This window comes from Lactococcus sp. FSL W8-0209, from assembly GCF_038006585.1.
Taxonomy (GTDB): Bacteria; Bacillota; Bacilli; order Lactobacillales; family Streptococcaceae; genus Lactococcus; species Lactococcus lactis.
On sequence record NZ_JBBOVN010000001.1, the window covers coordinates 883,424 to 904,885 of the forward strand.

Sequence of the window (21,462 nt, forward strand, 5' to 3'; positions counted from 1 at the left end):
AATTAATTAATTTTTTTAAGCAAAAAAACTACTGACAGTTTTGTCAGTAGTTTTGATAATAAATTTACTGATGTATAAGTGGCTGACAGTTCTGTCAGTAAAATTAGGAACACTTATTTAGCCAATTCTCTTTCAAGAGCTAATCGTTGAACTTTCATTGTTGCTGTACGAGGAATTTCATCGTATGCCATAAGAATAGGTTCATTTAAAAATGTCAAATCAACAATTGAAGCCCACCAAGCTGACCAATCCATTTCCGCATTTTCAGCTAGAGCCAAAATAGGTTGTGGTTTACCAGATTTATCACGAATAATCACAACTTCATCTAAGAAGTCGTGTTGGTCTAACAGAAGATCTTCAATTGCCAAATTAGATTCAATTTTATCAATTAAATCAACTTGTCTGTCATGTAAAAAGAGAATTCCGTCTTCATTCATGAGACCCCAATCGCCAGTATCCCACCAGTCACCATAGACTTCTTTATTAAAACGTTCTTCTTCTTTATAGTAAGTCAAAGCTCTTCCTTTTGAGAGGAAGTGGATTCTTCCAGGCGTACCTGCAGGACATTCATTTCCATCTTCATCGGCAATACGTGCTTTAGATAATCCAGGCATACCAATCCCCATTTCACGGGCATTAGTGTCTGCTAAAGTTGATAAACGGTGCTTTTTCCAAATCATTGGGCCACATTCAGACTGTCCATAAATTTGTAGGAAAACTGGCTCTTTTTGTTTAGAGGCAGAAAGAAAAGTGTGCATTGTTTCTTTATTAATTGCATCAAAAGTTGAGTGAAGGTAACGAATTGAAGCAAAAATCTCAGGTTCTTGCTTTGCAAGATTCGCTAGACGAACAAAATCGTTTGGATGTGTTTCAAAAGCATAAGGCTGATGTTTAGCAAAAAGATTGACAAGATTATCTTTTGATAAATCATTGAGGGGCATAAGGCCAAACCCAAAGGTCATTGCTGATGAAACCCCTATATTGAAACGAGAATGAACAGGAGAAATATGGAAAGCTAAAATTTCTTCCTTATCAGGCATCCAATCCATTACAGTTCTTTGAAGCACCCAACGCCAACCCATTGAATTAGCAGAGTGAGCGATTAATTTTGGTACACCAGTTGTTCCAGAAGTATGAGTGAGATAAGCAATCTCATCACTGGCCAATTGCTGACTGTCAGCAATTTGAGTAGGTTTTTCCAAAGCAAATTTACTGACAGAAAGTTTTTTAGAATCTTCAAGATTCTTCATTTCATTTACAGTTTTGTCAGTAACTTGGTCATAAATGAGCCAAGGATTGCCTAAACGTCCAGCTAAAATATCCATTGTTTCGGCAGGAAGATGATAAGAAATCATTGCTGGAACAGCGCCTAGATAAGAAACAGCAACAGCTAAAAGATAGGTATCAAAAGCACTTGATTTAAAAATAATGACTTTATCCGATTTTTTGATTCCCAACTCAGATAAGAGACTTGCCTTATCAACAATTGCTTGATGAGTCTTTTGGTAAGTCGTTTCAAGAGCTAGTTCAGGGAAAGCTCCAACAGCCTCATCAAAGATAATTGGGCTATCAGGAAACTGTTCAGCTGATTTTTTAAAGTTTAGATACAAATTTAGGGGTTCGTGTTTGAATTTCAAAAAAAATCTCCTCAAGTTAATAAGTTTATTATATCACAAAGTATTCTTTAGACCAATAGTTAATGTAAATGTTTTCTTAAGTCGTAGAGAATAAAATACTCGGAAAAAAAGTCTAAAATCTGCTACAATTAAAGGGACACTAAGAGGATTCCAATCCTCTTTTATCAGGAAAAGAAGGGATAGATAGGAAAATGATTAAAAATTATGAACTATCCAACGAAAAAAAATTAATTTCAACCTCTGAAATGAAGAATTTCACCTATATTCTCAATCCAACACGTGAAGAAATTGGGAATATTTCTGAATACTATGACTTCCCTTTTGACTATTTATCAGGAATTTTGGATGATTATGAAAATGCCCGTTTTGAAACAGATGATAATGATAATAATCTGATTCTCTTACAATATCCTGCACTTTCTAATTATGGAGAAGTTGCGACTTTTCCATATTCTTTGGTTTGGACTAAAAATGAATCGGTTATTTTAGCACTTAATCATGAGATTGATAATGGCTTAATTTTCGAGCGTGAATATGATTATAAACGCTACAAACATCAAGTTATTTTTCAAGTGATGTATCAAATGACACACACTTTCCATGATTATTTGAGAGATTTCCGAACAAGACGTCGCAGACTTGAACAGGGAATCAAAAATTCAACAAAGAACGACCAAATTGTTGATTTGATTGCCATTCAAGCAAGTTTAATTTATTTTGAAGATGCCTTGCACAATAATATGCAAGTACTTCAGGATTTTATTGATTACTTGAGAGAAGATGATGAAGACGGTTTTGCTGAAAAGATTTATGATATTTTTGTCGAAACAGACCAAGCTTATACAGAAACCAAGATTCAGCTCAAGTTACTAGAAAATCTCCGAGATTTGTTCTCAAACATTGTCTCTAATAACTTGAACATTGTCATGAAAATCATGACATCAGCTACTTTCGTTCTAGGGATTCCAGCAGTAATTGTTGGTTTTTACGGAATGAATGTTCCAATTCCTGGTCAAAATTTTAATTGGATGGTTTGGCTTATTTTAGTTCTAGGAATTTTATTATGTGTTTGGGTCACTTGGTGGTTACATAAAAAAGATATGTTATAAAATGGAGAAAAATCTCCATTTTTTTGCTCTTTGTGAAAAAATTAATTAGTGATTGCAGATTATGAAGTTAGCAATGTTTGTTAAAACTATTTTGTGAATTATTTATGAAAACGTTTTAAAAAAGTATAACAGATATTAAAATAATTGGAACTGTATTAGTAAAGAATCTGTAATTTCTCTTGAATTCTGTTTGCTATTCTCAAACTGTATGATATAATGAAGTTGTAATTTGAAACAGAAAGAACAAAGGAGATTTCAAAATGAAAACCGAAGTTACGGAAAATATCTTTGAACAAGCTTGGGATGGTTTTAAAGGAACCAACTGGCGTGATAAAGCAAGCGTTACTCGCTTTGTACAAGAAAACTACAAACCATATGATGGTGATGAAAGCTTTCTTGCTGGGCCAACAGAACGTACACTTAAAGTAAAGAAAATTATTGAAGATACAAAAGCTCACTATGAAGAAGTTGGTTTTCCCTTCGATACTGACCGCGTAACCTCTATTGATAAAATCCCTGCCGGATATATCGATGCTAATGATAAAGAACTTGAACTCATCTATGGGATGCAAAATAGCGAACTTTTCCGCTTAAACTTCATGCCAAAAGGTGGACTTCGTGTTGCTGAAAAGATTTTGACAGAACACGGTCTCTCAGTTGACCCAGGCTTGCATGATGTTTTGTCACAAACAATGACTTCTGTAAATGATGGAATCTTCCGTGCTTATACTTCAGCAATTCGTAAAGCACGTCATGCTCATACTGTAACAGGTTTGCCAGATGCCTACTCTCGTGGACGTATCATTGGTGTCTATGCACGTCTTGCCCTTTACGGTGCTGATTACCTTATGAAGGAAAAAGCAAAAGAATGGGATGCAATCACTGAAATTAACGAAGAAAACATTCGTCTTAAAGAAGAAATTAATATGCAATACCAAGCTTTGCAAGAAGTTGTAAACTTTGGTGCTTTATATGGTCTTGATGTTTCACGTCCAGCTATGAACGTAAAAGAAGCAATCCAATGGGTTAACATCGCTTATATGGCAGTATGTCGTGTCATTAATGGAGCTGCAACTTCACTTGGACGTGTTCCAATCGTTCTTGATATCTTTGCAGAACGTGACCTTGCTCGTGGAACATTTACTGAACAAGAAATTCAAGAATTTGTTGATGATTTCGTTTTGAAACTCCGTACAATGAAATTTGCTCGTGCAGCTGCTTATGATGAACTTTATTCTGGTGACCCAACATTCATCACAACATCTATGGCTGGTATGGGTAATGACGGACGTCACCGTGTCACTAAAATGGACTACCGTTTCTTGAACACACTTGATACAATCGGAAATGCTCCAGAACCAAACTTGACAGTCCTTTGGGATTCTAAACTTCCTTACTCATTCAAACGTTATTCAATGTCTATGAGCCACAAGCATTCTTCTATTCAATATGAAGGTGTTGAAACAATGGCTAAAGATGGATATGGCGAAATGTCATGTATCTCTTGTTGTGTCTCACCACTTGATCCAGAAAATGAAGAAGGACGTCATAACCTCCAATACTTTGGTGCGCGTGTAAACGTCTTGAAAGCAATGTTGACTGGTTTGAACGGTGGTTATGATGACGTTCATAAAGATTATAAAGTATTCGACATCGAACCTGTTCGTGACGAAATTCTTGACTATGATACAGTTATGGAAAACTTTGACAAATCTCTCGACTGGTTGACTGATACTTATGTTGATGCAATGAATATCATTCATTACATGACTGATAAATATAACTATGAAGCAGTTCAAATGGCCTTCTTGCCTACTAAAGTTCGTGCTAACATGGGATTTGGTATCTGTGGATTCGCAAATACAGTTGATTCACTTTCAGCAATTAAATATGCTAAAGTTAAAACATTGCGTGATGAAAATGGCTATATCTACGATTACGAAGTAGAAGGTGATTTCCCTCGTTATGGTGAAGATGATGATCGTGCTGATGATATTGCTAAACTTGTCATGAAAATGTACCATGAAAAATTAGCTTCACACAAACTTTACAAAAATGCTGAAGCTACTGTTTCACTTTTGACAATTACATCTAACGTTGCTTACTCTAAACAAACTGGTAATTCTCCAGTGCATAAAGGAGTATTCCTTAATGAAGATGGTACAGTAAACAAATCTAAACTTGAATTCTTCTCACCAGGTGCTAACCCATCTAATAAAGCTAAGGGTGGTTGGTTGCAAAACCTTCGCTCACTGGCTAAATTGGAATTCAAAGATGCAAATGATGGTATTTCATTGACTACTCAAGTTTCACCTCGTGCACTTGGTAAAACTCGTGATGAACAAGTGGATAACTTGGTTCAAATTCTTGATGGATACTTCACACCAGGTGCTTTGATTAATGGTACTGAATTTGCAGGTCAACACGTTAACTTGAACGTAATGGACCTTAAAGATGTTTACGATAAAATCATGCGTGGTGAAGATGTTATCGTTCGTATCTCTGGTTACTGTGTCAATACTAAATACCTCACACCAGAACAAAAACAAGAATTAACTGAACGTGTCTTCCATGAAGTTCTTTCAAACGATGATGAAGAAGTAATGCATACTTCAAACATTTAATTCTTAAAATTTAATGAATATTCGGTCTGTCAGTTTTACTGACAGACTTTTTTTACGAAAAAATTAATCATAATAGTTAAAAACTATTGTTTTTAGTTTAAGAAAGTTAAATTTTATGCTAAAATAGATGAATGAAAATGGTAATTGGATTGACAGGCGGAATTGCGAGTGGGAAATCAACGGTGGTTGATTTTTTGATTTCTGAGGGTTATCAAGTGATTGATGCTGACAAAGTTGTCCGTCAATTACAAGAACCTGGCGGAAAACTTTACAAGGCAATAGTAGAAACTTACGGTTTAGATTTTATTGCTGACAATGGACAGTTAAATCGTGAAAAATTAGGAGCTTTAGTTTTTTCTGATCCAAAAGAGCGCGAGAAATTATCAAACTTACAAGATGAAATTATTCGTACAGAATTATATGATAGACGTGATGACTTATTAAAAAAAATGACTGACAAGTCTGTCAGTAAAAATTTTGATTCAAAGAGTCAAGGAAAAAATCTGTCAGTAAATAAGCCAATATTTATGGATATTCCGTTATTAATTGAATACAATTATACCGGATTTGATGAAATATGGTTGGTCAGCTTACCTGAAAAAATACAATTAGAAAGACTGATGGCAAGAAATAAGTTTACGGAAAAAGAAGCTAAAAAACGAATTTCCTCACAAATGCCATTGTCAGAAAAACAAAAAGTCGCTGATGTCATTCTGGATAATTCTGGAACGATTGAAGCACTAAAAAAACAAATCCAGCGAGAACTAGCTAGGATAGAAGAACAGAAATAGAGGTGAATCGCACGAAAACAGTTAATTGGAAAAGGAATTTATTTATAACATGGATTGGCTGCTTTTTTGTAGGTTCATCATTTTCACTCGTCATGCCCTTTCTCCCCTTGTATATTCAAGGACTGGGCGTAAGCGGTGGAAATGTTGAACTTTACTCAGGGTTAGCTTTTTCTTTGCCAGCCTTAGCTTCAGGGTTAGTTGCCCCCATTTGGGGACGTTTAGCTGATGAACATGGGCGTAAAGTGATGATGGTACGTGCCAGTATCGTCATGACCCTAACAATGGGAGGAATAGCTTTTGTCCCTAATGTTTGGTGGTTACTTGGATTACGTTTGCTAATGGGATTTTTCTCAGGCTATATCCCTAACTCAACAGCAATGATTGCTTCACAAGCTCCAAAAGATAAATCAGGCTATGCCCTTGGAACATTAGCAACAGCAATGGTTTCTGGAACACTGATTGGTCCTTCACTTGGTGGGTTATTAGCTGAGTGGTTTGGCATGGCAAATGTCTTTTTGATTGTCGGCGCTCTATTAGCCCTAGCAACTTTACTAACCATTTTCTTTGTTCATGAAAACTTTGAACCAATTGCTAAGGGTGAAATGTTATCTAGTAAAGAAATTATTAATAAAGTCAGTAACAAACAAATTCTTTTTGGATTATTAGTGACAACATTTATTATTCAAATCACCTCGCAATCTATTGAACCATTTGTGACCTTGTATATCAAAACCCTGACGACAAGCACGAACAATTTGATGTTCATTTCAGGTTTAATTGTGTCAGCAGTTGGATTGTCGGCAATGTTATCATCAAGTTTTCTAGGACGTTTAGGAGATAAATACGGTTCGCATCGTTTAATTTTGATTGGACTTGTTTTTACATTTATTATTTATTTACCAATGGCCTTTGTGCAAAGCCCACTCCAACTTGGGATATTACGCTTCCTTCTTGGTTTTGGAACTGGTGCTTTGATGCCGTCAGTAAATTCGTTGCTTTCAAAAATTACTCCCAAAGAAGGTGTCAGCAGAATTTTTGCTTACGCACAAATGTGTTCTAATTTAGGAATGGTAACCGGTCCATTGGTTGGATCAGCAATTGCAGGTTATATTAGTTATCGAGCAGCAATTGTAGGGACAAGTCTTTTTGTCATTGTTAATATTATTTGGTCCTTTATTAATTTCCGAAAATATCTGCGGAAACGGAGTATTATGGAATGAGAGTAAAAATCACATTAATTTGTAGTTCTTGTGGGAATAAAAATTATATTAGTAGTAAAAATAAAGCAACCCATCCGGAAAAAGTTGAAACAATGAAGTTTTGTCCCAAAGAACGAATTGTTACACTTCATCGTGAAGGTTAGACAGCAAGAATTATCTTGCTGTTTTTTTATTTATAATAAGTTTTTACTATGTACACTTATTAAGAATTGTGATAATATTATATAATAAAGTAAACAATATTTCATTAGAGGTGTTTTATGCAAAAAAAGACATTATTTTTTCATTATAATAGCAGTTGATGGAGACAGATAAAAAATTTTAATCATAATTTTGTGGACTATTTATAAAAGAAAAAATTCAGTTTAAAAAATATATTCGGAAATACCTTATCTTTGGGTGGTAGAAACTTATAAGCACTTTGAAAATCTTTATAAATTATTCAACTCATGCTATAATAATATGAATGAGGAAAAAAAGATAATGAATTTAAATAAGAATAATTTTTTAAACTACTCTATATTGATTCCATACCTAATTCTTGCAGGAATTGGTATTGTGATGGTTTTTTCAACCACGGTTCCTGATCAGTTACAAAAAGGATTAAATCCTTATAAATTAGTAATTAACCAAACAGCATTCGTATTATTGAGTCTCATTATGATTGCAGTGATTTACCGTCTGAAACTTAGAGCCCTTAAGAATAGAAAAATGATAGGAACAATAATGGTTATTTTGATTCTGTCATTAATATTTTGTAGAATAATGCCTTCCAGTTTTGCTCTGACAGCACCCGTAAATGGAGCCAGAGGTTGGATTCATATTCCAGGAATCGGAACGGTGCAGCCAGCAGAATTTGCCAAAGTTTTTATTATCTGGTATTTAGCCTCAGTTTTTTCAACAAAACAAGAAGAAATTGAAAAACGTGATATAAATGAGATTTTTAAAGGAAAGACGCTCTTTCAGAAACTGTTTGGTGGTTGGCGATTACCCGTAGTTGCCATTTTATTGGTTGACCTTATCATGCCTGACCTAGGTAATACTTTGATTATTGCTGCAGTTGCTTTGATAATGATTGGAGCCAGCGGTATATCTTGGCGTTGGTATTCCGGCTATTCAAAATTAATTCTATCTTTGATGGCCATTTTCTTAGGATTTCTTTTCATTGTAGGTGGAAATATCATTCCAAGTTTCTTACCCATCGCTTATATCAATAAACGATTTGAAGCTTTTGTTAATCCTTTTACAGACTTAGCCAATTCTGGACACCAGCTAGCTAATTCATACTATGCTATAGTTAATGGCGGTTGGACAGGACGTGGCTTAGGAAATTCGATTCAAAAAAATGGTTTCTTACCAGAAGCTCAAACTGACTTTATCTTTCCAATTGTCGTGGAAGAATTAGGAATCATTGGCGGAATTATTATTCTAGCTATTCTCTTTTTCTTGATAAGCAGAATGTTAATTGTTGGAATTCGTGCTAAAAGTGCCTTTAACTCACTCATTATGATTGGGGTATCTGGTTTATTGTTAGTTCAAGTCTTTGTCAATGTGGGTGGAGCAATCGGAATTATTCCAGAAACAGGAGTAACCTTCCCCTTCCTATCACAAGGAGGGTCGTCCTTCCTTGTCTTATCGTTGGGAATTGCATTTGCATTAAATATTTCAGCTGATGAGAAACGAAGAGAAGTTTCTGAGCTCTCAAATCATTATAGTAGCAGTGTCCCAACTTATGAAAACGATTGACAATTGTCAGTCGTTTAAAAGTGTATAAAAGATTTTTATAATATATGAAAGAGTGAAAGGTAATGACCAATTACCTTTCCAAGCAAGCCTCATTAAGGAGTCAAAATGAAAAAACTACTCGTCGCCAATCGTGGAGAAATCGCCGTTCGTGTCTTTCGTGCCTGTAATGAACTCGGACTTTCTACTGTAGCCGTCTATGCAAGAGAAGATGAATATTCTGTTCATCGCTTTAAAGCAGATGAATCTTATCTAATCGGTCAAGGAAAAAAACCAATTGATGCCTATTTGGATATTGATGATATCATTCGTGTTGCCCTTGAATCAGGAGCAGATGCTATTCACCCAGGTTATGGCCTCTTATCTGAAAATCTCGAATTTGCTACCAAAGTTCGCGCAGCAGGTTTAGTTTTTGTGGGTCCTGAACTTCATCATTTGGATATTTTCGGTGATAAAATTAAAGCTAAAGCAGCTGCCGACGAAGCGAAAGTTCCAGGAATTCCCGGAACAAATGGAGCAGTAGATATCGACGGCGCTTTAGAATTTGCTAAAACTTACGGTTATCCAGTTATGATTAAGGCCGCTTTAGGCGGTGGTGGTCGCGGAATGCGAGTTGCGCGTAATGATGCTGAAATGCATGATGCTTATGCTAGAGCAAAATCAGAAGCAATTGGAGCTTTTGGTTCTGGCGAAATCTATGTTGAAAAATATATTGAAAATCCAAAACATATTGAAGTCCAAATTCTTGGAGATAATCATGGAAATATTATTCACCTCCATGAGCGTGACTGTTCAGTACAACGACGTAATCAAAAAGTCATTGAAATTGCGCCAGCCGTGGGACTTTCACTGGACTTCCGTAACGAAATATGTGAAGAAGCAGTCAAACTTTGTAAAAATGTTGGCTATGTTAATGCTGGTACAGTTGAGTTTCTTGTTAAAGATGATAAATTTTATTTCATTGAAGTAAATCCACGTGTTCAAGTTGAACATACAATTACGGAACTTATCACAGGTGTAGATATTGTCCAAGCTCAAATTTTGATTGCTCAAGGTAAAGACTTACATAGAGAAATTGGACTTCCAGCACAGTCTGAAATTCCACTTTTGGGTTCAGCAATTCAATGTCGAATCACAACAGAAGATCCACAAAATGGATTCTTGCCAGACACAGGTAAAATTGATACTTACCGTTCACCAGGTGGTTTTGGTGTTCGTTTAGATGTCGGAAATGCCTATGCTGGATATGAAGTAACTCCATATTTTGATTCACTTTTAGTAAAAGTTTGTACTTTTGCCAATGAATTTAGTGACAGCGTAAGAAAAATGGACCGCGTTCTCCATGAATTCCGTATTCGTGGTGTCAAAACAAATATTCCTTTCTTGATTAATGTTATTGCTAATGAAAACTTCACAAGTGGTCAAGCAACAACAACCTTTATTGATAATACACCAAGTCTGTTCAACTTCCCACACTTACGTGACCGTGGAACAAAGACGCTGCATTATTTATCAATGATTACAGTCAATGGCTTCCCAGGGATTGAAAATACTGAAAAACGTCATTTTGAAGAACCACGTCAACCCCTTCTTAATCTTGAAAAGAAAAAGACAGCCAAAAATATCTTAGACGAACAAGGTGCTGATGCTGTTGTTGATTATGTTAAAAATACAAAAGAAGTATTATTAACAGATACAACTTTACGTGATGCTCACCAATCCTTGCTTGCTACTCGCTTACGTTTACAAGATATGAAAGGAATTGCCCAAGCGATTGACCAAGGGCTACCAGAACTTTTCTCAGCTGAGATGTGGGGTGGTGCAACCTTTGATGTGGCTTACCGTTTCTTGAATGAATCACCGTGGTATCGTCTACGTAAACTACGTAAACTCATGCCAAATACCATGTTCCAAATGCTCTTCCGTGGTTCAAATGCAGTTGGTTACCAAAACTATCCAGATAATGTGATTGAAGAATTTATCCGAGTAGCGGCGCATGAAGGTATCGATGTTTTCCGTATCTTTGATAGTCTTAACTGGTTACCCCAAATGGAAAAATCCATTCAAGCCGTTCGAGATAATGGGAAAATTGCAGAAGCAACAATTTGTTATACGGGAGATATCCTAGACCCAAGCCGACCAAAATATAATATTCAATACTATAAAGACTTAGCAAAAGAATTAGAAGCAACAGGTGCTCATATCTTGGCAGTTAAAGATATGGCAGGTTTATTGAAACCTCAAGCTGCTTATCGTTTGATTTCAGAATTAAAAGATACCGTTGATTTGCCAATTCATTTGCATACACACGATACTTCAGGAAATGGAATTATTACATATTCTGGTGCAACTCAAGCAGGTGTAGACATTATTGACGTAGCAACAGCGAGTCTTGCTGGAGGAACATCTCAACCATCAATGCAATCTATTTACTATGCACTTGAACATGGTCCTCGCCATGCCTCAATTAATGTAAAAAATGCTGAACAAATTGACCATTATTGGGAAGATGTTCGTAAATATTATGCACCATTTGAAGCGGGTATTACAAGTCCTCAGACAGAAGTTTACATGCATGAAATGCCTGGTGGTCAATACACTAACCTAAAATCTCAGGCAGCAGCAGTTGGTCTTGGACATCGTTTTGATGAAATCAAACAAATGTATCGTAAAGTTAACATGATGTTTGGAGATATTATTAAAGTAACTCCTTCTTCAAAAGTAGTTGGAGATATGGCTCTCTTTATGATTCAAAATGATTTAACAGAAGAAGATGTTTATGCGCGTGGTAACGAACTTAATTTCCCAGAATCTGTAGTATCATTCTTCCGTGGAGATTTAGGACAACCAGTGGGTGGCTTCCCAGAAGAATTACAAAAAATTATCGTGAAAGATAAAGCCGTAATTACTGACCGTCCAGGCTTACACGCAGAAAAAGTTGATTTTGAAACTGTTAAAGCAGACCTAGAACAAAAAATTGGCTATGAACCAGGAGATCACGAAGTTATCTCATATATCATGTATCCACAAGTTTTCCTTGATTATCAAAAAATGCAAAGAGAATTTGGAGCAGTTACGCTACTTGACACTCCTACTTTCTTACATGGAATGCGTCTCAATGAAAAAATTGAAGTACAAATTGAAAAAGGTAAAACACTCAGCATTCGTTTAGATGAAATAGGAGAACCTGACCTAGCTGGAAATCGTGTTCTCTTCTTTAACCTAAATGGTCAACGTCGAGAAGTCGTAATTAATGACCAATCTGTACAAACTCAAGTTGTGGCTAAACGCAAAGCCGAAACAGGAAATCCAAACCAAATTGGAGCTACTATGCCAGGTTCTGTTCTTGAAATTTTAGTTAAAGCTGGTGACAAAGTTCAAAAAGGTCAAGCCTTGATGGTTACTGAAGCCATGAAAATGGAAACAACTATTGAAGCACCATTTGATGGCGAGATTGTTGACCTTCATGTGGTTAAAGGTGAGGCAATTCAAACTCAAGACTTGTTAATCGAAATTAATTAATATAAATTAAACCTACCTTTTGGGTAGGTTTTTTATTTTTCTTCAAAAAAATATTTAAATTTTCAGAAAATATATAATTTTCGGAATAAAAAGTGTATAATAATGAAATAGATGGAGGCGTTTATGAATTTATTAAGTAAAGAAGAAAAAATGATTAAAAATTCACAAATTCCTAGTGAATTTTACAAAAAGTACAATGTTAAAAAAGGTTTAAGAGACATTAATGGGAAAGGAGTTTTAGCGGGTTTAACCAATATTTCGGCGATACATTCTTTTGATAAAGAAGGAAACCAAATTCCCGGTATTTTAGAGTATAGAGCTTATAATATTAAAGATATTATTAATGATTTAAGAAAAGAAAATCGTTTTGGTTTTGAAGAGATGACTTATCTATTGTTATTTGGAGAACTTCCCACGGCAAATGAACTTCAGGAATTTCAAAACCTTTTAGCCAGTAGGAGAACTCTACCAGAATTTTTTGTCCGTGAAACTATTTTAACCAACCCTTCAAGTGACGTGATGAATTCGATGAGCCGTTGTATACTAGCTCTTGCTAGTTACGATGAGAAAGTTTCAGATATCTCGATTGAAAATGTTTTAGAACAATCTTTGGGACTTATTGCTGATTTTCCACTTCTTGCGATTTACAGTTACCAATCTTATGTTCATTATTTTAAAAAAGAAAGTCTTTATATTCATTATCCTGATCCAAAAATGACGACCGCTGAGAATATTTTACGAATGCTTCGCCCAGACTGCCATTACACAGAGGTAGAGGCTAAAGTATTAGATATTGCCTTGATTCTCCATATGGAACATGGTGGAGGTAACAATTCGACTTTTACGACTCATGTGGTCACCTCAAGTGGAACAGATACTTATGCTACAATTGCTGCTGCCCTTTCCAGTTTAAAAGGGCCTAAACACGGTGGGGCTAATATTAAGGCAGCAAAAATGTTAGAAAATATAAAAGAAAATATTTCTAATTATGAAGATGATGCTGAAATAGAAAAGTATCTCCATAAAATCTTAAATAAAGAAGTTTTTGATAAGCAAGGATTAATTTATGGTATTGGTCATGCCATTTATAGTGTAAGCGACCCACGGTTTGAGGTTTTTAAATCCTATGTCGAGACTTTAGTAAAAGAAAAAGGATTGGAAGAGGAATTCAAGTTATATGAAAAAGTTGCAAGGCTAGCTCCTAAAGTAATATCGGAAAATCGGAAAATATATAAAACGATTTGTCCAAATGTTGATTTCTACTCTGGCTTTGTCTATAGAATATTAGAAATTCCACAAGAATTATTTACTCCATTATTTGCGATTGCTAGAATTGTAGGTTGGTTAGCACATCGTATAGAAGAACTAATTAATATGAATAAGATTATCCGTCCAGCCTATGAAAGTGTCTTAGAATCAAAAAATTATATAAAGTTGGGGGAAAGATGAAAAAAATAAGTATTTCTAATAAAATATACCATTATTATGATATCTCAGAAACTGAAAGAATTGAAGACTTTCCATATAGTTTACGAGTTCTTTTAGAAAGTTTGCTTAGACAGAAAAATGATGAGAATATTAATCAGGCTCATATTCAATCCGTTAAAGACTATTTAAAAGGGGAAGTTGGTCAAGAAACAGTTTTCTTACCAAGCCGTGTTGTTCTTCAAGATTTCACAGGAGTTCCAGCTATTGTTGACCTTGCGGCAATGAGAGACGCAATGGTTGAATTAGGAAAGAATCCTGAACTAATTAACCCAGAAACTCCAGTGGATTTAGTAATTGATCATTCTGTTCAAGTAGATTTTCAAGGAAATGAAGAGGCTTTTCTGTTAAATTCAAAAAAAGAATTTGAACGTAATCGTGAACGTTACGAATTTTTAAAATGGGCAGAGCAATCTTTTGATAATTTTAGAGTAGTCCCTCCAGCAACAGGTATTATTCATCAAGTTAATATTGAATATTTAAGTGAAGTAATTACCGAAAAAAATGGCGTTTTATATCCAGATAGTGTTTTTGGTACAGATAGTCATACAACAATGATTAATGCCCTTGGTGTTCTTGGTTGGGGAGTAGGAGGAATTGAAGCAGAAGCAGTGATGCTAGGAGAGCCTAGCTCATTGCCTGTTCCAGAAGTAGTAGGAGTTAGATTAATAGGTAATTTAGGAGCATTTGCTACTGCAACAGATTTAGCTTTGACAATGACAAAAATTTTACGAGATGAAAAAGTGGTAGGAAAATTCGTTGAATTTTTTGGAGAAGGACTAAAAAATTTAAGTTTAGCAGATAGAGCAACAATTTCAAATATGGCTCCTGAGTATGGTGCCACCTGTGGATATTTTCCGATTGATAATGAAACTTTGAAATATCTTCGGGCGACAAATCGTTCTGAAGAAGTGGTTGCGCGAGTAGAAACCTATGCAAAGGCAAATAAGTTATTTTATGACGAAAAACGTGAACCATACTATAATAAGACGATTAATGTTGATTTAAGTGAAGTAGCAACACGATTATCAGGTCCCTCTCGTCCCCAAGATATGCTTGAATTGTCTGAGCTAGCAAATAACTTTGAAGACTTTGCTAAAAAACAAAAACCTCTGAAAGAAGAGGATGGAAAAATTGCAATTGCCGCTATTACAAGTTGTACCAATACGAGTAATCCACATGTTATGATGATGGCGGGATTACTTGCAAAAAATGCAGTAGAACAAGGCCTTACGGTTCCTAGCTGGGTTAAAACTTCATTAGCTCCTGGTTCAAAAGTTGTTACCTCTTATTTAGAGAAAGCGGGTCTCCTTCCTTATCTTGAAACGTTGGGATTTTATGTAGTAGGATATGGCTGTACAACCTGTATAGGTAACTCAGGGCCACTTTTAAGTGAAATGGAAACAGAGATTAGAAATAAAGAACTGATTGCAACGAGTGTTTTGAGTGGCAATCGAAATTTTGAAGGTCGAATTCATCCATTAGTGAAGGCGAACTATCTAGCAAGTCCTCCATTAGTAGTTGCGTATGCTTTAGCGGGTTCTGTTCGTAAAAATTTAACAACTGTTGCTCTGGGGACTAATCTAGAAGGTGAAAAGGTATATTTGAAAGATATTCTGCCAACTTCTGATGAAGTGAATGATTTAGTGCAAAAATACGTAACAAGTGATTTATATGCTGAAAGTTATGCTAAGGTTTTTGATGAAAATACAGTCTGGAATAATATCAAAACAAAGAAAAGTGAAGTTTATGACTGGAAATCTGAATCTACCTATATTTCTAATCCACCATATTTTGAAAACTTAACTATGATAAATAAACCGATAGCTTCACTGTCAAATTTACATGTTTTAGCAAAATTTGGTGATTCTATCACAACTGACCATATTAGTCCAGCAGGGAATATTCCTTTAAAATCCCCAGCTGGGGATTATCTAAGTTCTCGAGGACTTGCTTATAAGGATTTTAATAGTTTTGGTTCAAGACGCGGAAATGATAAAGTAATGACAAGGGGAACATTTGCTAATATCCGTATCAAAAATCAGCTTGTTGCTCCTCTTGAGGGAGGTTATTCTCTATTCAATAATGAAACATTACCTATTTATGAGGTAGCTAAAAAATATAAAGAACAAGGACAAGGATTAATTGTTCTTGCTGGTAAGGATTATGGAATGGGTTCCAGTCGAGACTGGGCGGCCAAGGGAACAAAATTACTTGGAGTCAAGGCTGTAATTGCTGAGAGTTTTGAACGTATTCATCGAAGTAATCTCGTCATGATGGGTGTTCTTCCCCTACAGTTTCTAGATAATGAAAATGCCGAAACTTTAGGATTAAGTGGTTATGAAAGTTTTACTATAGAGCTACCAGAAAATCCCAAAATTCATGAAAAAATTACTGTAAGTACTGCCGAAAAAAACTTTGAGGTTCTTTTACGCTTTGATTCTCAGGCGGATTTAGATTACTATGCTAATGACGGTATAATGCCTTATGTGATTCGGAAAAAATAAAAAAATAGGTGAAAATTATTATGAAAATTGAGATGAAAAATGGAAAATTAGTTGTGCCAGATTATCCAGCAATTGGTTATATTAGAGGAGATGGTGTTGGCGAAGATATTTTTCCTCAGGCGCAAAAAGTTTTTGATGCTGCGGTTCTAAAAATTTATGGTCAAAAAAAGAAAATAGAATGGCAAAAATTATTGGCTGGAGGAGAAGCATTTGAGACTTGTGGAGAATATCTGCCCAAAGAAACTCTCGCTCATATTAATGAAAATTTAATTGCGATAAAGGGACCACTAATGACCCCGGTCGGTGAAAGCTTTCGTTCAATTAATGTTACTTTAAGACAAAAAATGGATTTATATGCTTGCGTAAGACCAGTTGAATATTTTAAAGGGATAAAATCCCCAGTTAAGGCGCCAGAAAAAGTTGACATGACAATTTTTCGAGAAAATACAGAAGATATTTATGCAGGTATTGAATTTGCTAGTGAAACAAATGAGTCTCACAACTTATTAAAATTTTTAGAAAAAGAATTGAATGTCCATTCTATTCGCTTTCCAAAAACTTCAGCACTAGGAATAAAACCTGTTAGTCCTGAAGGAAGTAAACGACTGGTTAATGCGGCTTTTGAGTACGCTCTGAAAATGAACAAAAAAAGAGTGACCTTTGTTCATAAGGGAAATATTATGAAATTTACTGAAGGAGGATTTAGAAATTGGGCCTATGAGGTTGCTAGGGAATATCCAACTTTTACAAAACTAGAATACGATGAAATCAAAAATGAAAGAGGAAGTTTACAAGCTGAAAATGAGAAAAAAGCAGCATTAAAATCAGGAAAAATTTATGTAGATGATGTAATTGCTGACAACTTCCTCCAACAGATTATTTTAAATCCTGAAAATTTTGAAGTAATTGCCACTCTTAATTTAAATGGTGATTATATTTCAGATGCACTTGCCGCACAGGTTGGAGGAATTGGAATTGCACCAGGTGCGAATATTAATTATAAAAGCGGTCATGCTATTTTTGAAGCAACTCATGGAACAGCTCCAGATATCGCTGGAAAAAATATAGCAAATCCTTCTAGTCTAATTTTATCTGGAGTGATGATGTTTGAGTATTTAGGCTGGCAAGAGGTAGCTGAATTAATCAAAATTGCTCTTTCATTTTCATTCAGGAATGGAAATTTGACAGCTGATTTAGGTGGAAAACTTTCAACTTCAAAATTTTCCGACGTTTTGATTGATTTTATAAAAACATATTAAAAAAATAGATTGATAATCAGAAAAATAAAAAAGCCCTGAAATCAGGGCCTTTAAGATTTACATCATTATTTTAAGGAATTATTTTCCATAATTTCATCGATGAAACCATATTCCAAAGTTTCTTTGGCATCCATCCAATGGTCACGTTCGGCATCTTTGTGAATTTGTTCAAGTGAACGGTTGGAATTATCAGCAAGAATTTGTTCCAAACGTTTACGAGTTTTCAAAAGTTGCTCAGCAACAATAGCCATATCAGTTTGTTGAGTGCCTTGACCTGTACCACCCATTGGTTGGTGAATAAGATATTCAGCATTTGGCAACATGAATCGTTTGCCTTTTGTTCCGCTTGAAGCAATGATTGTTCCCATAGAGGCAGCCATTCCCATAACGATAGTTTGAACATCTGATTTGATAAAATTCATTGTATCAACAATGGCAAGACCAGCAGATACAGAACCACCAGGTGTATTTACGTAGAGATAAATATCTTTAGTGTTATCTTGTGCATCCAAGAAAAGAAGTTGAGCAATGATAGAATTTGCCATTCCATCTTCAACAGGTCCTGTCAGCATGATAATGCGGTCTTTTAAAAGTCGTGAATAAATATCATAAGCACGTTCGCCACGGCTTGATTGTTCAATAACGGTAGGTACTAAATAACCCATAGATTGAATCTCCTTTATAAATAAGATATGAATTTAATTTTAGATAAAATTGAATTCATTTGTTTATTTTTCTATATTATAACTCATTGGTCAAAAAAGGTCAAAGAATATTGTCTTTTTTTATGACTTTTCCTAAACTTGATAAAAAAAGAGTTTAAACTTTCTTAACGCTTTCAAATTTGTTATAATTATGACATGAATACAGAACTTATTATTGCAATGATTTTTGGTCTGATTATTGGCGCGTGGCTAATGGTTGCAGGCATCTACATTTACAAAATTTATGATGAAAATCGTTATAAGAAACGATTAACAATTGAAAAATTACTTCGTGAAATTGAAGTTCGTAACACACTTAATCAAAAAGTGATTGAAATTCTTAATCGCCCAATTACTGGGAGTGATAAAGAATTAATTAATCCTCAAAGTGATGTGAAAGTTCCTTTTTACGATTATAATTTTTTGAAAAACTATACTTCAATGTATAATTTATACATTCCAACTTATTTTTTGAATACATTTTTCAAAAAGCTCTCTCACCATTTAGCTGTATTTGATGACGAGCAGGACTTGAAAAATGGGGGATACATTTTCAAAGAATCTCGTACAATTTTCGAGAATTTTTCTGTCGAAATTACTGATGATATTGAGGCAAAAAAACGAGAGTTACAAAAGGCTAAAAATGTTTATCCATCGATGTTGAAAAAACAACATTATAATATCTAATGCAGTGAAAAAAACTACTGATTTCAGTGGTTTTTTTATTGAAAAAATTTGTGAAAAAATTTTGAAAAGGTCTTTTTTTAAGTCTATAAATATGGTATAATTGTACAATCATTGATGTTTAATACTATTAGATAAATAAATATACACGAAGGAGAGACGATGATCACAATCTATACAGCACCCTCTTGTACGAGCTGTAAAAAAGCTAAAACTTGGCTTTCATATCACCACATCCCATTTAACGAAAGAAATCTCATCGCGGATCCTTTATCAACAACAGAGATTAGTCAAATTCTACAAAAATGTGACGATGGTGTTGAAGGATTAATTTCAAGTAGAAATCGCTTTGTGAAGACTTTGGGTGTTGATTTTGAAGATATTTCACTTTCACAAGCAATTAAAATTATTTCTGAAAATCCACAAATCATGCGTCGTCCAATTATTATGGATGAAAAACGTCTTCATGTTGGATATAATGAAGAAGAAATCCGTGCTTTTTTACCTCGTACAGTTCGTGTTTTAGAAAATGGTGGCGCTCGTTTGCGTTCAGCAATTTAATTCATAATTAAAATATTCATTTATTGGAATTTTTATAGACGCATTTGCGTCTTTTTTTTTTATTGAAAAAAACCACTGCCAGAAAGGAACAATGGTTTTTTGTTGAGTGCATAGTAATTGTTATTGGATAATAAAAGAAAATGAATTAAAAAATTTTTTATGGTTATTGTTATCCTTCAAATTCAATATCATCAAGTGTTGTGGCTGAAATAAAAATTGTGGGTAAGTATGGATCAACTGCAGAAACTGCAGCAAGTGAAAGGAGCAGTAAACTTTTAAATTCCATGATGAACCTCCAACCAAAATGTATTTGTGAAGATATTATAACACAATTTTCTGAAAATTCAACCTTTTTGTTTTTCTTATCTGATGCTTGAGGTAATTATTTTTGAAGGAGCTTTACTTGCCATTCGTTTCCTTCTTGAATAATTCCCCTGAGTGAATTGATAAACATAACGAGCCAGGTAAAAGCTATAGCAAAAGCAATAATTTCAAAGACCGTTAATGAGAGATAGTGAATTCCCATAAAGGCAACGGCAGATAAAGTTAATGCTATCAAAGCAGTCCAAGATAATGCTAAAAATTCTTTAGAAATGGTGGGAACTAACCATTTAAGAAAGATAATCATAATAAGAACAACCGCAACCAGACCAAATGCAGAATTATTATGTATAGGCATTGTCCATGATTGGGCTGGAAAAATTCCGACGAAAGCGATCAAAAGTGCTATGAGAATATAAAAAACACGAATTATTTTAAATTTATAATTGTAAAGGCTGCTCTTAGAAAACTCAGCAAAGAGAAAATCAGTTATGGTAAGAAGAATAAGAGCAGAAAATATTAAGGTGATATTGAACTGCCAGTGCTGTGTGGCTTCACCAGTTCCTAAGAAGCTGAAGTTATGTTGCCACCAATCTTTTTGATTGTTTGTTGCCATTGAAACAAGAATACCCCCTATGAAAGTGGTAAAGAGGAGCAAAATAAGATTAGGTAAAGTGATGGAAAGAGCTGCTGAAATAAGAAAATAAAAGATGATTCCAACAAATACTAAGACAAGAAACCCTGCAGTAAAGGGGTCAAAAGTTACTCCGCTAAATGTTTTGCCAATTATGTACCAAAAAATGATTTGAACAGCAAAAGAAATACTTGTATAGGCTACCGATAGCGTTAAAGTTTCTCTAAAAATTTTAAATTTAGATTTGGATAAGTCACAACTTTTGCGAAGATAAGTCCATATGAAACCAAAAAAACCAAAAAGGGTTGATAGAATTATGCTCAAACTTGCAACAGAGAGGTGGCGGCTCCCCGTAAATGCGATTTGTGGATGATTGGTACTTAAAAAGATAAGCAATGCAATTATTCCAGATGCTAAACTAGGTACTATAAAATAGTGTAAAGCTAAATTTTGTTTATTGGTATGATTAATTTTCGGATTTTCTAATAATATCTGTTGATTTTCTAAACGGATTGATAGTTGGTCATTTTCTGCATAATCACTTAATTTATTATAAAGTTCTTCAGGGATTTCTAAGTAATTTTTAGTCATGATATTCTTTCTAGCTTTAAAATAATTGAAAATTCATTTATATAGTACATATTATAAATTCATACATTCT

General features: G+C 34.6%; 15 protein-coding genes. 12 read left to right on the top strand and 3 right to left on the bottom strand.

Features of this window, described 5'->3' with window-relative positions; translation table 11 throughout:
* Positions 1–113 precede the first annotated feature (113 nt).
* Positions 114–1,637: a class I adenylate-forming enzyme family protein gene (locus tag MKX45_RS04535; RefSeq protein WP_340816845.1), complete on the bottom strand. Its 1,524-nt coding sequence runs from the start codon at positions 1,635–1,637 to the stop codon at positions 114–116.
* 191 nt (positions 1,638–1,828) lie between these two features.
* Between MKX45_RS04535 and MKX45_RS04540 the strand changes: the two genes are divergently transcribed.
* The 10 genes from MKX45_RS04540 (at position 1,829) to icd (ending at position 17,897) form a co-directional block, all read left to right on the top strand.
* The gene (locus MKX45_RS04540) at positions 1,829–2,746 is read left to right on the top strand and encodes a magnesium transporter CorA family protein (protein WP_340816846.1); all 918 of its coding nucleotides are present in this window, start codon (positions 1,829–1,831) and stop codon (positions 2,744–2,746) included.
* Positions 2,747–3,006: 260 nt separating this feature from the next.
* Positions 3,007–5,370, top strand: a complete 2,364-nt coding sequence (pflB, locus tag MKX45_RS04545; RefSeq protein ID WP_039114795.1) for a formate C-acetyltransferase — start codon at positions 3,007–3,009, stop codon at positions 5,368–5,370.
* Positions 5,371–5,501: 131 nt separating this feature from the next.
* The gene (gene coaE, locus MKX45_RS04550) at positions 5,502–6,161 is read left to right on the top strand and encodes a dephospho-CoA kinase (protein ID WP_023188926.1); all 660 of its coding nucleotides are present in this window, start codon (positions 5,502–5,504) and stop codon (positions 6,159–6,161) included.
* A gap of 2 nt (positions 6,162–6,163) precedes the next feature.
* Positions 6,164–7,381 (top strand): multidrug efflux MFS transporter, encoded by a 1,218-nt coding sequence (locus tag MKX45_RS04555; RefSeq protein ID WP_012897350.1) that lies wholly within the window; start codon positions 6,164–6,166, stop codon positions 7,379–7,381.
* Complete coding sequence (gene rpmG / locus MKX45_RS04560; RefSeq protein ID WP_003129585.1) at positions 7,378–7,524, top strand: 50S ribosomal protein L33; 147 nt, start codon at positions 7,378–7,380, stop codon at positions 7,522–7,524. The genes MKX45_RS04555 and rpmG overlap by 4 nt, the downstream gene beginning before the upstream one ends.
* 340 nt (positions 7,525–7,864) lie before the next feature.
* On the top strand, positions 7,865–9,127 hold the full coding sequence (locus tag MKX45_RS04565; RefSeq protein ID WP_012897351.1) for an FtsW/RodA/SpoVE family cell cycle protein: 1,263 nt from the start codon (positions 7,865–7,867) through the stop codon (positions 9,125–9,127).
* Positions 9,128–9,232: 105 nt separating this feature from the next.
* Entirely contained in the window at positions 9,233–12,646 is a 3,414-nt protein-coding gene (locus MKX45_RS04570) for a pyruvate carboxylase (protein ID WP_340816847.1), read from the top strand.
* Between the two features lie 123 nt (positions 12,647–12,769).
* A complete protein-coding gene (locus MKX45_RS04575) occupies positions 12,770–14,095 on the top strand; it encodes a citrate/2-methylcitrate synthase (RefSeq protein ID WP_017864221.1) in 1,326 nt (441 codons plus the stop codon).
* Positions 14,092–16,638, top strand: coding sequence for an aconitate hydratase AcnA (acnA, locus tag MKX45_RS04580; RefSeq protein ID WP_340816848.1), 2,547 nt, complete (start codon positions 14,092–14,094; stop codon positions 16,636–16,638). The genes MKX45_RS04575 and acnA overlap by 4 nt, the downstream gene beginning before the upstream one ends.
* Before the next feature lie 20 nt (positions 16,639–16,658).
* Positions 16,659–17,897, top strand: a complete 1,239-nt coding sequence (gene icd / locus MKX45_RS04585; RefSeq protein ID WP_010905501.1) for an NADP-dependent isocitrate dehydrogenase — start codon at positions 16,659–16,661, stop codon at positions 17,895–17,897.
* A gap of 65 nt (positions 17,898–17,962) precedes the next feature.
* Here the strand turns inward: icd and MKX45_RS04590 are convergent, their stop codons facing one another.
* A complete protein-coding gene (locus tag MKX45_RS04590) occupies positions 17,963–18,562 on the bottom strand; it encodes an ATP-dependent Clp protease proteolytic subunit (RefSeq protein WP_003129593.1) in 600 nt (199 codons plus the stop codon).
* A 195-nt stretch (positions 18,563–18,757) separates the two neighbouring features.
* Here MKX45_RS04590 and MKX45_RS04595 point away from each other — a divergent pair, with 195 nt between their 5' ends.
* Together MKX45_RS04595 and spx are read left to right on the top strand one after the other, a co-directional pair.
* Complete coding sequence (locus tag MKX45_RS04595) at positions 18,758–19,288, top strand: hypothetical protein (protein ID WP_003129594.1); 531 nt, start codon at positions 18,758–18,760, stop codon at positions 19,286–19,288.
* A gap of 159 nt (positions 19,289–19,447) precedes the next feature.
* Positions 19,448–19,846 (top strand): transcriptional regulator Spx, encoded by a 399-nt coding sequence (gene spx, locus MKX45_RS04600; protein WP_003129597.1) that lies wholly within the window; start codon positions 19,448–19,450, stop codon positions 19,844–19,846.
* Between the two features lie 382 nt (positions 19,847–20,228).
* On the opposite strand, the gene MKX45_RS04605 is transcribed toward spx, so the two are convergent.
* Positions 20,229–21,392 (bottom strand): DUF998 domain-containing protein, encoded by a 1,164-nt coding sequence (locus tag MKX45_RS04605; protein WP_023188922.1) that lies wholly within the window; start codon positions 21,390–21,392, stop codon positions 20,229–20,231.
* Between the last annotated feature and the right edge of the window lie 70 nt (positions 21,393–21,462).

Excerpts from the sequence above, each read along its gene's own strand:
- MKX45_RS04540 (WP_340816846.1), top strand. The coding sequence starts at position 1,829 with ATGATTAAAAATTATGAACTATCCAACGAAAAAAAATTAATTTCAACC.
- pflB (WP_039114795.1), top strand. The coding sequence starts at position 3,007 with ATGAAAACCGAAGTTACGGAAAATATCTTTGAACAAGCTTGGGATGGT.
- coaE (WP_023188926.1), top strand. The coding sequence starts at position 5,502 with ATGAAAATGGTAATTGGATTGACAGGCGGAATTGCGAGTGGGAAATCA.
- rpmG (WP_003129585.1), top strand. The coding sequence starts at position 7,378 with ATGAGAGTAAAAATCACATTAATTTGTAGTTCTTGTGGGAATAAAAAT.
- MKX45_RS04565 (WP_012897351.1), top strand. The coding sequence starts at position 7,865 with ATGAATTTAAATAAGAATAATTTTTTAAACTACTCTATATTGATTCCA.
- MKX45_RS04570 (WP_340816847.1), top strand. The coding sequence starts at position 9,233 with ATGAAAAAACTACTCGTCGCCAATCGTGGAGAAATCGCCGTTCGTGTC.
- MKX45_RS04575 (WP_017864221.1), top strand. The coding sequence starts at position 12,770 with ATGAATTTATTAAGTAAAGAAGAAAAAATGATTAAAAATTCACAAATT.
- acnA (WP_340816848.1), top strand. The coding sequence starts at position 14,092 with ATGAAAAAAATAAGTATTTCTAATAAAATATACCATTATTATGATATC.
- icd (WP_010905501.1), top strand. The coding sequence starts at position 16,659 with ATGAAAATTGAGATGAAAAATGGAAAATTAGTTGTGCCAGATTATCCA.
- MKX45_RS04590 (WP_003129593.1), bottom strand. The coding sequence starts at position 18,562 with ATGGGTTATTTAGTACCTACCGTTATTGAACAATCAAGCCGTGGCGAA.
- MKX45_RS04595 (WP_003129594.1), top strand. The coding sequence starts at position 18,758 with ATGAATACAGAACTTATTATTGCAATGATTTTTGGTCTGATTATTGGC.
- spx (WP_003129597.1), top strand. The coding sequence starts at position 19,448 with ATGATCACAATCTATACAGCACCCTCTTGTACGAGCTGTAAAAAAGCT.
- MKX45_RS04605 (WP_023188922.1), bottom strand. The coding sequence starts at position 21,392 with ATGACTAAAAATTACTTAGAAATCCCTGAAGAACTTTATAATAAATTA.